The 13,183-nt window shown below is 66.6% G+C and carries 11 protein-coding genes; 2 read left to right on the top strand and 9 right to left on the bottom strand.

What is annotated here, in order from left to right; genetic code table 11:
* Positions 1 to 9: 9 nt before the first annotated feature.
* Positions 10 to 441 carry a MarR family winged helix-turn-helix transcriptional regulator gene (locus tag LRX75_RS09855; protein ID WP_231813869.1) on the bottom strand — a complete coding sequence of 144 codons (432 nt, stop codon included), beginning with the start codon at positions 439 to 441 and terminating at the stop codon, positions 10 to 12.
* Between the two features lie 132 nt (positions 442 to 573).
* On the opposite strand from LRX75_RS09855, the gene LRX75_RS09860 reads away from it, so the two are divergent.
* Both LRX75_RS09860 and LRX75_RS09865 read left to right on the top strand, forming a co-directional pair.
* On the top strand, positions 574 to 1,863 hold the full coding sequence (locus LRX75_RS09860; protein ID WP_231813870.1) for an MFS transporter: 1,290 nt from the start codon (positions 574 to 576) through the stop codon (positions 1,861 to 1,863).
* A gap of 166 nt (positions 1,864 to 2,029) precedes the next feature.
* Positions 2,030 to 3,355, top strand: coding sequence for an acyl-CoA dehydrogenase family protein (locus tag LRX75_RS09865; protein ID WP_231813872.1), 1,326 nt, complete (start codon positions 2,030 to 2,032; stop codon positions 3,353 to 3,355).
* Positions 3,356 to 3,471: 116 nt separating this feature from the next.
* Here the strand turns inward: LRX75_RS09865 and LRX75_RS09870 are convergent, their stop codons facing one another.
* The 8 genes from LRX75_RS09870 to LRX75_RS09905 all read right to left on the bottom strand — a co-directional run bounded on the left by LRX75_RS09870 (position 3,472) and on the right by LRX75_RS09905 (position 13,160).
* Positions 3,472 to 4,872 carry an LLM class flavin-dependent oxidoreductase gene (locus LRX75_RS09870; protein WP_231813874.1) on the bottom strand — a complete coding sequence of 467 codons (1,401 nt, stop codon included), beginning with the start codon at positions 4,870 to 4,872 and terminating at the stop codon, positions 3,472 to 3,474.
* Between the two features lie 178 nt (positions 4,873 to 5,050).
* On the bottom strand, positions 5,051 to 6,271 hold the full coding sequence (locus tag LRX75_RS09875) for an SfnB family sulfur acquisition oxidoreductase (protein WP_231813876.1): 1,221 nt from the start codon (positions 6,269 to 6,271) through the stop codon (positions 5,051 to 5,053).
* Between the two features lie 27 nt (positions 6,272 to 6,298).
* A complete protein-coding gene (locus tag LRX75_RS09880) occupies positions 6,299 to 7,294 on the bottom strand; it encodes an ABC transporter permease (RefSeq protein WP_231813878.1) in 996 nt (331 codons plus the stop codon).
* Positions 7,291 to 8,346 (bottom strand): ABC transporter permease, encoded by a 1,056-nt coding sequence (locus LRX75_RS09885; RefSeq protein ID WP_231813880.1) that lies wholly within the window; start codon positions 8,344 to 8,346, stop codon positions 7,291 to 7,293. Before LRX75_RS09885 ends, LRX75_RS09880 begins: the two co-directional genes overlap by 4 nt.
* Positions 8,336 to 9,877: a sugar ABC transporter ATP-binding protein gene (locus tag LRX75_RS09890; protein ID WP_231813882.1), complete on the bottom strand. Its 1,542-nt coding sequence runs from the start codon at positions 9,875 to 9,877 to the stop codon at positions 8,336 to 8,338. The genes LRX75_RS09885 and LRX75_RS09890 overlap by 11 nt, the downstream gene beginning before the upstream one ends.
* Positions 9,878 to 9,966: 89 nt before the next feature.
* A complete protein-coding gene (locus tag LRX75_RS09895) occupies positions 9,967 to 10,980 on the bottom strand; it encodes a sugar ABC transporter substrate-binding protein (protein ID WP_231813884.1) in 1,014 nt (337 codons plus the stop codon).
* A 214-nt stretch (positions 10,981 to 11,194) separates the two neighbouring features.
* Positions 11,195 to 12,217 carry an NADP-dependent oxidoreductase gene (locus LRX75_RS09900; protein ID WP_231813886.1) on the bottom strand — a complete coding sequence of 341 codons (1,023 nt, stop codon included), beginning with the start codon at positions 12,215 to 12,217 and terminating at the stop codon, positions 11,195 to 11,197.
* A 109-nt stretch (positions 12,218 to 12,326) separates the two neighbouring features.
* Positions 12,327 to 13,160: a phosphate/phosphite/phosphonate ABC transporter substrate-binding protein gene (locus LRX75_RS09905; protein ID WP_231813888.1), complete on the bottom strand. Its 834-nt coding sequence runs from the start codon at positions 13,158 to 13,160 to the stop codon at positions 12,327 to 12,329.
* Positions 13,161 to 13,183: the final 23 nt, after the last annotated feature.

A 13,183-nucleotide genomic window follows, 5' to 3' on the forward strand; every position in this document is an offset into this window, starting at 1 on the left:
CGGCCGGCCTCAGCCGAACTCGACCGTCGTCAAGGCGAGCGCCTCGCGGCGCAGATCGGCCGCGCGCTCCGGGGCGAAGGATCGCTCCAGCGCCGCCTGCGCCGCTTTCCAGAGCGGCACGGCCCTTTCCCGCATCCGCCGGCCCTCGTCCGTCAGCGCATAGCTATAGGCCTGTTCGCCTTTCGCTCGCGTGCTTGCCATCCAGCCGGCGGACAGCAGCGGCTTCAGCCCGCGCAACAGCGTGGTACGTTCCATCACCATGATCCCGCTCAGCTCGGATATCCGGATACCCGGCCGGCGGTTGACGATGCTGAGAAGCGAATATTGCGAGATCGACAGGCCGATCGGCGCGAGATGGGCGTCATAGAGCCGCGTGACATGGCGCGAGCCCCGGCGGAGGGCAAGGCAGTGACACGAATGGGATCCCTCGGATATCGACATGCATCGAGGATAGATGTGTATTTACACACCGTCAATCCTCCACTACGAAGGAGGGGCAGCGTCGTCGCTTGTCGGCCGTTGCCGGGTTCGCCTGCGCGCAATCGACTCGATGCCACCCACGAAGGTTCTCCCATGCTCTCCACCACCGTCTCCGCATGGCTTGCCCGCAAGAAGATCCACTACGGCTGGGTCGTCGTCGTCACGACATTTCTCACCATGCTGGCGACAGCGGGCGCGATGGGCTCGGCCGGCGTCCTCATCCAGCCACTGCATCAGGAGTTCGGCTGGGATATCGCCGATATCTCCTTCGCCATGGCAGTGCGCCTCGTGCTCTTCGGCCTGCTCGGGCCCTTCGCCGCGGCGTTCATGACGCATTTCGGCGTGCGACGGGTCGTGTGTTCGGCGCTTCTGCTCATCATGAGCGGCATCGTCCTTTCCTTCTTCATGCAGGAGGTCTGGCAGCTCGTTCTCCTCTGGGGTGTCGTCATCGGCACGGGAACGGGCATGACGGCGCTGGTGCTGGGCGCGACCGTCGCCACGCGCTGGTTTTCCAAGCGCCGCGGCCTCGTCATCGGCCTGATGACGGCGAGCAACGCCACCGGTCAGCTCGTCTTCCTGCCCCTGCTGGCAGCCCTGTCGGAGGCCTATGGCTGGCGCACGGCGCTGACCTTCATCACCGGCGTCCTGGCGCTCGCCATGGTGCTCGTGATGCTGCTGATGCGCGACCACCCGGCCGATCTCGGCCTTCCCGCCTATGGCGACACGCAACCGAGCCCTGTTCCGCGCCGGAACCAGGCCTTCCTGACCACGCTCGTCTCGCCCCTGAAGACGTTGCGCGAGGTCTCCGGCCAGCCGGTGTTCTGGCTGCTCTTCGGCACCTTCTTCGTCTGCGGCCTCTCCACCAACGGGCTCATCCAGACCCACTGGATCTCCATCTGCGGCGATTTCGGCATGACGGCGGTCACGGCGGCCGGTACGCTGGCCGTCATCGGCGTGTTCGATTTCCTCGGCACCATCGGGGCCGGCTGGCTGTCCGACCGTTTCGACAATCGCTGGCTGCTCTTCTGGTTCTACGGCCTGCGCGGCCTGTCGCTCCTCTACCTCTCGATCTCCGGTTTCGGCTTCACCGAACTCTCCGTCTTCGCCATCTTCTACGGCCTCGACTGGGTGGCGACCGTTCCCCCGACCGTCAAGCTGACGGCCGACAGTTTCGGCCGCGAGAAGGCACCGCTCGTCTTCGGCTGGATCTTCACCGGCCACCAGCTAGGCGCCGCGACCGCCGCCTTCGGCGCGGGCTGGTTGCGCTCGGATTACGAGAGCTACATGCCGGCGCTGCAGATGGCCGGCCTCATGTGCATTCTCGCAGCGCTGGCCGTGGTCATGCTCCGTCGTCCCGCCACCGCCGTCCCGGCCGGCGCCTGAAAAGGCGGGCCGTGACCTGCCCCGCTGCGCGACACGCCGGCCGCGTGGAATAGCATTTCCCTTCGGCCGGCATCTTCGCGAACTTCTTCTTTGTCTATCAATTGACTCAGCAATAACGTGACCGCGGCTCGGACCCTGAGCTGCCCGGTCGCCGGGCCAATCCGTCATGCACAGAACGGGCCTGCCGGTGTCGGACATCGCTGCCCGCCTGCCGATCGAGGAAGACGCCATGAGCCTGCTTCACGCCCTGCGCTCCCCTGCCCCTGAAACCGCCCCCGAACCGGAGCGGCCACCTGCCCCGACGGCCGCCGCTTCGGCGGCCGACCGCGAGCGCCTCTTTGCCCGCGCCACGGCCATCGCCGCAGATCTCAGAGCCCGGGGAGCCGCCCTCGACCGGGATGGCCGCCCGCCCTTCAGCGAGATCACCGAGCTAAAGGCGGCAGGCCTGCTCAACGCCCTGCATCCACCCGAAATCGGCGGCGGCGGTCTCGACTGGGTCGACGGCCTGCGTCTCGTGCGCATCCTCGCACGCGGCGAAAGCTCCATCGGCCAGCTGCTCGGCTATCACTTCGTCAACAGCCAGTACATTGTCTGGGCAGCCGAGGACGGCGACCTTGCCTGGCGGCTGTCGTCGGAAACCGTGGCGAAGAGCCTCTATTGGGGCGCCGCCGTCAATCCGCGCGACCCCGGCCTCGTGCTGACGCGAAAGGACGATCACTATGTTCTGAACGGCAGAAAGACGTTTTCGACCGGCGCGCGGATTTCCGACCGCATCAATGCGAGCGCCGCCTTCGGCGACCAGATCGCCAGCCTCGTCCTGCCCACCGACAGGCCGGGCTATATCGCCCATGACGACTGGGACAATATCGGGCAGCGCCTGTCGGACAGCGGCAGTGTCGTGTTCGAGGACTTCCCGGTCCATGACGGCGATTTCCTGCTGCCGCTCGCGGCCCCGGACGCCGCCCCGAAGGTGCTGGCAAGCTTCAACACGCCGCTGATCCAGCTGGTCTTTGCCAATTTCTATATCGGCACGGCCGAAGGTGCGCTCGCCGAGGCGCTCGACTACGTGCGCGACACCACCCGCCCCTGGATCACCTCCGGCGTCGAACGCGCCGCCGACGACCCGCATATTCTGGAGCGCGTCGGCGAATTCCGCGCCGCGCTGAAGGCGGCCGCAGCTCTCGCCGACAGCGCCGGCCACGCCGTGCAGACAGCCCTCGCGCGCGGCCACGCCATCACCGAGCGCGAACGCGGAGAAGCCGCCATCGAGGCTTACGAATCCAAGGTCAACGCAACCCACGTCGCGCTGGATGTGACCGCCCGAGTCTTCGAGCTCATGGGCGCCCGTGCGACGGCCGGCCATTACCGCTTCGACCGCTACTGGCGCAACGTCCGCACCCACACGCTCCACGATCCGGTGTTCTACAAGGCCCGCGAGGTCGGCGATTTCGCCCTGAACGACCGGATACCGACACCAAGCCTCTACAGCTGAGACAAACCCTCAAAACGAAACGCCGTCATCCCGCACACACGGGATGACGGCGTTTTCTCGAGACGGACGGGACGGACGGCGTGCCTTGCGCGGCGGCCGTCCTTCGCCGGAACGCGTCAGTTCTGCCCGGAGGCGAGCTTCTGCTCCACGCGGCCGAGGTCGCGATAGGCGGCACCGGGATGCGGCGCAACGAGGCGTGGGCCTTCGCCAAAAAGCTTCTCGCGCAGTGTCCCCTGCCGGTACGCCGTCTTGTAGACGCCGCGCTTCTGCAGCTCCGGCACCAGCAGATCGACCGCGTCCTCAAATGTCTCCGGCGTCACGGCGTACGCCAGGTTGAAACCGTCCACATCGGTTTCCTCGACCCATTCCTGCATGAGATCGGCCACCGTCTGCGGCGAGCCGACGAAGACGGGCCCGAAGCCGCCGATGCCGACCCAGTCGGCCATCTCCCGCACCGTCCATTCCTTGGCCGGATCGATGGTGGTGAAGGTCTCGACAGCCGATTGCACGGCATTGGTATGACGATGGCGCAAGACCTCGTCCGGCGAGAACTGTCCGAAGTCGATGCCGGTCCAGCCGGAGATCAGCGTCAGCGCGCCCTCGTAGGAGACGTATTTGCGGTATTCGTCGAACTTGCGCTTGGCGTCGGCATCCGTCTCGCCGACGATGACGGTCTGCAGGTTGAAAGCGAGAATGCCGCGCGGGTCGCGCCCCGCCTGCACGGCCGCTTCGCGAACATTGGCAACATAGCGCTTCAGAACGGCCTTGGACGGCGCGGCGACGAAGATGCATTCGGCATGCTGGCCGGCGAAATCCTTGCCGCGGCTGGAAGCGCCGGCCTGGTAGAGCACCGGCGTGCGCTGGGGCGACGGCTCCGACAGGTGAATGCCCGGCACGCTGAAATGCGGCCCCTTGTGGCCGATGGCGTGAACCTTGGAAGGATGCGTGAAGATGCCGGACTCGCGGTCGCGCACCACGGCATCATCCTCCCAGCTGCCCTCCCAGAGCTTGTAACAGACCTCCAGATAGTCCTCCGCCACGTCGTAGCGGTTGTCATGCTGCATCTGCGCCGACTGACCGACATTCAGCGCGCCGCTGTTGAGATAGGAGGTGACGATGTTCCAGCCGATGCGCCCCTTGGTCAGGTGGTCGAGCGTCGAGATGCGGCGGGCGAAGGTATAGGGGTGCTCGAACGACAGCGACGCCGTCAGGCCGAAACCGAGATGTTCGGTGAGATAGGCCATGGTCGGGATGAGCTGCAGCGGGTCGTTCACCGGCACCTGGGCCGAATGTTTCAGCGCCGCATTCACATTGCCGTTCAGCACGTCATAGACACCGAGCACGTCGGCGATGAACAAGCCGTCGAACTTGCCGCGCTCCAGCGTCTTGGCGAGGTTCACCCAGTAATCGAGATCCTTGTAGGATGCCGACTGGTCGCGCGGATGCCGCCAGAGGCCGGGCGACTGGTGCCCGACGCAGTTCATGTCGAAGGCGTTCAGCCGGATTTCACGTGTCATGCTCGTCTCCTGGCCTCAGAGGCCGTTTGGGAACCCGGCGGCGAAAAGCCGGCCAGGGATTTTGTGTTCCGGCGGAAGGGGATCGCAGGCGAACTCCCGAGAGATCGGCCAGATGCTCGAGGCACCGGCGTGCGACAAGCATTGGCGGCTCGCCCCGTCCGGATCGTCCGACAACCTCTCAGAGGGCACCGCTTCTGGGCGGAGGCACGTCGTTCAGGTGGAAATTGCCGGCCACGTGGTACTTCCAGCGGACCGGGTCGTGCAGCGTGTGGGTGCGGGCATTGCGCCAGTGACGGTCGAGGTTCAGCCCCTCGCGGGCGGATGCCGTGCCGGCAAGCTCGAACAGCGTGTTGGTGGCCTCGATCGCGATCTCGGTGGTCAGCACCTTGGCGCTGGCCACGGCCAAAGAGGCGGCGACGGCCGTCTCCTCGGTCAGGTCGACCTGGGCGTGATCCACCTTGCGGCCGGCATAGTCCACGATGGCGGTTGCCGCCTCGATGCGGATGGCGACCTGGCCCACCCGGGCGATCGTCAGCGGATCCTCCGACGCCCGCTCGACGCCGCTGTTCGTCCAGGGCCGCGAGACCGTGCGGATGAAGCGGACCATGTCGGCAAAGGCCGCCCGGGCAATGCCGAGATCGATGCCGGCATGGATGATCTGCCCGACGGAGCCGATCGTGCCGGGGCGCTCGAAGCCCTTGTGGTGGCGCACCACGGCGCTCGGGGGCACGCGGACGCCGTCGAGGATGGTGGTGCCGCTGCCGGTCGTGCGCTGGCCGATGCCGTCCCAGTCGTCGACGATCTCGACGCCCTCCGTGCCGCGCGGCACGAAGGAGATGGTGATCTTCTCGTCCTCGTCGAGCGCGAAGATGGCGATCCAGTCGGCAAAGAGCACGCCGGTGGAATAGAACTTGCGGCCGTCGATGCGGAAGCCGGCGCCGTCCCGCGTCAGCCGCGTGTTGTAGTGCCCGACGGTCTTGGTCCCCGTCTCCGACAGGGCATTGCCGAACCGGTCACCGGCCAGGGCACGACCGTAATAGAACCGTTTCTGGTCGTCGGTCCCGTCATGGCGCAGGGCTTCCAGAATGTAGAAATGGTTCTGCGGGATCTGCCCGATCGAGCCATCGGCCTCCGACAGGATGGCGGTGACCTCGGCCAGCACGGCGTTGGAGACGTCGATGCCGCCAAAGTCGGCCGGCACGGTGATAGCCAGCAGGCCGGAGGCGGCGAGCCGGTCCATTTCCGCATGCGGCAGGGTCCGGTCGCGGTCCCGCTCGCTCGCGGTGAGCGCGAAGTCCGCCGCCAGCGTCCGGGCGACACTAAGCGCTTCCTCCTCGCTTGCGATCCTGTCTGCCGTGCGGTCGGTGTCGTGGGTGTTGAGGCGTATTAGTTTGGTCATGGCTCTTCTCCCGAGAAGCACCGCGCGTCAGGCGCGGGCCACGGCCTTGCGGTTGGCAAAGCTGATGGCGAGGACGGCAAAGATCAGGAGACCGGTGCCCACCTGCTGCCAATAAAAATTCAGACCGGTCAGAAGCAGTCCGTTGGAGACGATGCTGAGCAGCAGGACGCCGAGCACCGTGCCGGCGATGTTCGGCCGCCCGTGCGGACTGAGCGTCGTGCCGATGAAGGTCGCGCCGATGGCGTTGAGCAGGAAGGCATTGCCGGACGACGGAATGTAGACGGTGACGGTCGAGGTCAGCACCAGCCCGGCAACGGCTGCGATCACCGAGACGAGAAGATAGGTGACCGCGATATGCGCCTTCAGCGCAATACCGGAATAGCGCACGACATTCGCCTCGACGCCGGTCGCCAGCACCACGCGCCCAAAGCGGCTGCGTGTGAGGACGAGCGCCGCGACCGCGATGACCAGCGCCGCGACGATGAGCGGCACCGGCACGCCGGCAACGACGCCGCGACCAAGAAACCGGAAGCTTTCGGGAATGCCGGCCGGCGGCAGATAGACCGGATTGCCGCCATTGGTCAGGATCTGCTGGGCGCTGCGGCCGATGAACAGCGTGCCGAGCGTCGCCAGAAACGGCGAGATGCCGATGCCGGAGATCAGCGCTGCATTGAAGAGCCCCACCAGCGCACCGCCGCCGATGCCGACAAGGGCGGCGAGCGGCACCGGCTGCCCGGCCAGCACCAGCGAGACGAAGGTGAAGCTGGAAAAATCGATCGCGGTGCCGACCGAGAGGTCGATGCCGCCGGCGGCCACCGCAAAGGTCATGGCGATGGAGACGATGGCGAGCAGCGTGAAATTGTTGACGAGGATGCTCTGCAGATTGGCGACGGTGAGGAAGCTCGGCGCTGCCGCGGAGAAGGCGGCAAACACCGCCACTAAGGCCACGACCAGAGCATACCGGGCGGAGCGGCGCAGCAGGCCATAGGGAAGTCGGGCCTGGGAACCGGACACGAGCGTCATGCCGACGTCTCCTGTTTGCGCAGCAGCGTGGTGGCGGACACGACGAAGAGGATCAGGAGACCCTGGATGCCGCTCACCAGCGTGCTGGAAAGGTTGAGAAGCTGGAAGCCGTTGACGAGGAAACCGACGAACAGTGCCGAGAGCAGCGTGCCGGTGACGGTCGGCACCAGCCGGCGCGAGAAGACAGTGCCGAGCAGCGCCGTCACCACCACCGGCAGCAGGAGATCGCCCGCTCCCGTCGTGCTGCCGCTGAGATAGGACACAGAGAGAATGCCGGCGATGCCGCCGCAGAACCCGCTGAACACGAACGAACCGGCGATGAACGGCTTGACGGAGAGGCCAGACGCCCGTGCGGCCTCGGGAAATTCGCCGACCGCATAAAGCCGCAGACCGAGCGGCGTCGCCTGTACGACGAGCGCTGCGACCAGCGTGAAGCCGATGAGGACATAGGCGAGAACGGGGATATCGAAGGGACCGCTGCCCGACAGCAGCGTCAGCAGATCGCCGGTTGCGGGAATGACGGTGTTCTGCGTCAGAACGAGCTCGAGCCCGGCCACGACATTCATGACGGCGAGCGTCGCCAGCAGGGGCACGATGCCCGCAAGGGTGATGGCGAGCGCATTGACGATGCCGATGGCAAGCCCCGTCGCCAGCGCGCCGGCCACAGCCACCGAATCTCCCAACCCCGCCTGTGACAAGGCCGCATAGACGGCGGCGCTCAGACCCATGTTGGCGGCAAGCGACAGGTCGATGCCGCCCGTCACCACATTGCCGCCGCCGGCGATCATCACGACCGTCAGCCCGATCGCGAGCACGCCGGCAATGGCCGACTGGCCGAGCACATTGCCGATATTGCCGACCGACAGGAAATACGGCGCCGTGACGGAGAAGGCGATCAGCACCGCGACGAAGACAGCCAGCGACCCGCCGCGCAGGAGCAGCGTCGCAATCCGCCGCCCCGCCGTGCCGGAAGCCGCACCGAAACCACGCACCGGAACGGGCGCAGTGTCGCCCTGTTGCGAGCCGCCGAAAGGAACAGCCTCAACCGACATGACGCAGCGCCTCCGAAGATCCCGTGACGTCGGCAAGGACGGCATCGACGCTCGTCTCGGCCGTGACGCGTTCGGCCGCGATGCGCCCGCGGAAGAGCACAAGGATGCGGTCGGTGATGCCCAGCAGCTCCGGCAGGTCGGTCGACAGCACGATGACGCCGGCGCCGCGCGCGGCAAGGTCGGCGATCAGCTGGTAGATCTCCACCTTCGCGCCGACATCCACGCCGACGGTCGGCTCGTCGAGCAGGTAGATTTCCGAATGGCGGCTCAGCCACTTGGCGATCGCCACCTTCTGCTGGTTGCCGCCCGACAGGGTGCGCACCAGCGCGCCGCTGCCGTCGGTCTTGATCTGCAGGCGTTCGACCAGCCGGCGCGCCTCCGCCGTCTCCGTATCGGCATCGAGAAGCCCGAAGTGGGTGAAACGATCGAGGCTCGCCAGCGTGATGTTTTCGGCCACGCTGAGGTCGAGCGCCACCCCATGGCGGCGGCGATCTTCGGGCACGAGGGCGAGGCGCCGACGCGCGGCCTGTGCCGGCGTCTTCGTCCAGACCGTCTCGCCATTCACCTCGACGCGTCCCGAGGCCGGCTGCTCCAGCCCGAACAGGGTGCGGACCAGATCTTTCGCGCCCGAACCGAGAAGCCCCGTCAGACCGAGCACCTCGCCGCGGCGCAGCGCGAAGCTCACATTCTCGTAGCGGCCGGACGCGCTCAGCCCTTCGACCCGCAGCAGCGTCGCGCGGAGCGCGGCGGTCCGCTTCGGGTAGAGTTCGCCGATCTCGCGATTGACCATGAGACCCGCGATTTCGGAGGCGGACGTCTGCGCCACCGGCTTCGTCGCGACGTCGCGGCCGTTGCGCAACACGGTGACCGTGTCGCAAAGATCCTCGATCTCGCCGAGATAGTGCGAAATATAGATGACCGTGATGCCGTCGTCGCGCAGGCGCCGGATCAGCCTGAAGAGCATGTCGGCCTCGCGGCGGACGAGTGCGGCGGTCGGCTCGTCGAACACGAGAACCTTCGGCGCGTGCAGCAGGGCGCGGGTGATCTGAACGATCTGCTTTTCGGCCGTCGACAGTTCGGCGATGAGCGCGGATGTCGGCAGGCGCAGGCCGAAATAGCGATCGAGAACCTCGGCGGCACGCCGCTGCATCAGCCGACGGTCGAGAAACGGCGTCCCCGCGATGCGCGGCTCGCGGCCGAGAAACAGCGATTCGCCGACCGTGAAGGTCGGCACCAGCAGGCGGTCCTGGTGGATGAAATGGATGCCGAGCGCCTCGACGTCATGCGGCGTCAGATGATCGTGGACGATGCCGTCGATCGCGATCTCGCCGGCATCCGCCCGGTGCAGCCCGGCGAGCAGCTTGATCAGCGTCGATTTTCCCGCGCCGTTCTGCCCCACGAGACCGTGCACCGAACCGCGCGCGACCGTCAGCGACACGCCGGACAGTGCCTTCGTCCCGCCAAAGCTTTTTTCGATTCCGGTCAACCTGATGATCGGGCGGATGATCTCATCCTCTTGCGGCGACGCCATTTCGCAAACTCCTGCCAGACAGTCTCAACGACACACGATCGGGGACCGCGACCCTGATGGCCACGGTCCCCGGGGACGGCTGGGGAGGATCAGCCGATACCGAGTTTCTTGGTGACGTCGTTGACGTTCGCCTTGTTGGCGAGAAGCGCGGGGACGTAGGTCTCGCGCGGCAGCGTCTCTCCGGCGAGCAGACGGGCGACGTTGCGGATGGCCGTGCGGCCGAGCTCGGCCGGCTGCTGGGCGACGTCTGCGGCGGCCGGCGACGCCGGGTCCGCCACCAGCTGCAGCACTTCGGGGCTGCCATCCACGCCATAGGTGCGGATCTCGGTGCGGCCGGCCGCCGCCAGCGCCTGCGTCGCGCCCAGCTGCGGGATGTCCCAGGCCGACCAGATCGCCTTGATCGAGCCCTTCTCGGGATATTTGTTGAGGATGGCGGTGATCTGCGTGAAGGCGTCCTGCACCGTGTTCGGAATGATGTCGCGGAGCTCGGGCTCGAGGATCTTCACCTTGGGGAAGTACTTCACCACATTGACCAGCTGGTCGTAGCGGATGGCGCAGGGCGTGACGCCGTAGAAGCCGTTGAACACGACGATATTGCCCTCGCCGCCGATGTCCGACACGAGCTGCAGGGCCAGATCCTTGCCGATGCCCCAGTTGTCGGAGGTCGAGTTGTTCAGCGAATGCGTCGAACCGACATCGATCGTCAGCACCGGAATGCCGGCATCGCGCGCCTTCTTCAGCCAGGGATCGATCACCGTCAGCGTGCCGAGCAGCTGGACGATCGCATCCGGCTTCTGCGCGATCAGCGTCTGCAACTGCGACACGAGCTTGCCGTCGTTGCGGCCGGCATCCACCGCGATCGGCTCGCCGCCGAGCCGCTTCACTTCCTCGATCTGGGCATTGTAGGCCTGCAGGTCGAAGAAGTGGTCCGTGCCCGCCGTGCTGATGCCGATGCGCTTGCCCTTCAGCGAGCCCTCGGCTGCCGAGGCGAAAGCGGATGTGCCGCTGAGAAGCGTCGTGCCTGCCGCAGCAACGCCGGCAACCGCCGACCACTTCAGGATTTCGCGTCGGCCAAACCAGCCGCGTGCCCCATTATCACTCATGTCCCCGTCTCCAAATCCATCACTTCGATAATGTCTATCGTTTCAGTAGATTGGATGGCTTTCGAGGAAGCGGATTTTGTTTGAGAGGCGTTCCAGAGAAACGATCACTCTTTTTAGGGCACGCGAGGAAACGCTGCGAATGCCGCATGGCTCCCGCCCGGAAACGGCCGGACGGGACGTGGGATGGACGACGATCGCGCCGCAGCGTTGACGCTCAGGCGACCTTGACGACCAGCTTGCCGAAGTTGCGGCCCTCCAGAAGCCCGATGAAGGCCTGCGGCGCGTTCTCGAGCCCCTCGACGACGTCTTCGCGATAGCGCAGCCGTCCATCGGCGATCCAGCCGGCGGCGTCCTTCAGGAAAGTGTCGCGCTGGTCGCTGAACTCGGTCTGGATGAAGCCGCGGATCTGCAGGCTGCGGCTGAGCACCTGCCGCATGAAGCCGGGCAGTCGATCCGGACCGTCCTGCGCCTGTCCGTCCTGGTTGTAATGCGCGATGAGGCCGCAGACCGGCACCCGCGCATAGGTGTTGAGCAGCGGGAATACCGCCTCGAAGACGTGACCGCCGACATTCTCGAAATAGACGTCGATACCATTCGGGCAGGCCGCCTTCAGTTGCTCGGCGAAATCCGGCGCCCGGTGGTCCACCGCGACATCGAAGCCCAGCTCCTCCCGCAGGAAAGCACACTTGTCCGGCCCGCCGGCGATGCCCACCGCGCGCGCGCCCTTGATGCGGGCGATCTGTCCGACGACGGAGCCGACGGCACCGCTGGCTGCAGCCACCACCACCGTCTCGCCCGGCTTCGGCTGGCCGATGGTCAGCAGTCCGGCATAGGCGGTGAAGCCCGGCATACCGAGAACCCCGAGGGCCGTCGAGATGGGTGCCGTATCCGGATCGAGCTTGCGCAGCCCCTTACCGTCGGACAGCGCATAGGACTGCCAGCCGGAATGGGAGAGGACGATATCGCCGGGCTTGAAATCGGCATGGTTCGAGCGGACGACCTCGGCCACCGTGCCGCCCTCCATCACGTTGCCGATCTCGACCGGCTTGGCATAGGATTTTGCCGTGCTCATCCGCCCGCGCATATAGGGGTCGAGCGAGAGATGCAGGATCTTCAACAGCACCTCGCCCTCGGAGGGCTGGGGCACGGGCACCTGCTCGATGTGGAAATCCTCCGCGACCGGCGCGCCCTGCGGCCGGCGGGCCAGCGTGATCCGTGTGTTCGTGAGGTCTGTCATAGCGTCTTCCTTGCTGTCTCCGCCGATGCGGCGGATCGGCGGAACGTCCACCGATTGTCAGGCTCTGACATAGGCCGCAAAGCCGAAGGTGCAACGTTTCCGCGTCGTCTCAGGCACCAGCCACGGGGTAACCGAGCGCCCGCGCGCCCTCGGCAAGTGCGGCCAGCGGCGCGTAATCCGCATCCTCGAGACGGGCGAAACCGACAAGGCCGAGCTGATCGCGCACCCTTTCCAGGGCCGGATCGGCCGCCGCGGCATCGAGCACCTGCCGGAGAAGCGCCACCTCCGCGTCGGGCGCGGACAGGCGGGTGATCAGCGGCAGGCCCGGCCCCTTCATCGTCTCGCCGAGCACCCGGATGCCGGCCAGGCGGCGGGGGTCGAAGCGGAGGATGTTGGCATAGGTGATGCCATCGATCGCCGCGATATCCGCCGCACCTTCGCGCACCGCATCGATGCTGGCGGCATGGCTGCCGGTCTGGAGCGAGGCACTGAAAAAGTGGCCGCCCACGGCCAGCGGCGCGACCACGGCGCGGAAGAGATTGGCGCCGGAATTGCTGTCGGACTGGTTGATGGCGGCACGGGCACCTTTCAGGTCGATCAGCGCGGTCGCCGTGCTGTTGCTGCGCACGATGAGAAAGCTGCACATGTCCGACCCGTCGCACCCGGGATGGCGATAGACCGGCGTCGCGACGAGCCGCACCCTGCCCCGCAGCCGGCTGACGAAGGGAAAGCCGCAGGTCTGGGCCAGCAGCAGATCCGGCCGCAGCCAGGCCTCGTCGTAAGGCAGCGTCGAAAGCGCCCCGGGCACGCCTGCCAGACCCTCGGCGCGAAGCCTGTCGCGGAGATAATGCCAGAGCTCTGCCGTTGCCGCCGCCACGGGCTCCGGGCTCGCATACATGGCGAGGCTGGCGAGACGCGGCGCGACGTTCAGGATCTGCGGCATAGGCTCCCTTCGCCAATGGATGC

Source organism: Rhizobium quercicola, assembly GCF_021168455.1.
Taxonomy (GTDB): Bacteria; Pseudomonadota; Alphaproteobacteria; order Rhizobiales; family Rhizobiaceae; genus Ferranicluibacter; species Ferranicluibacter quercicola.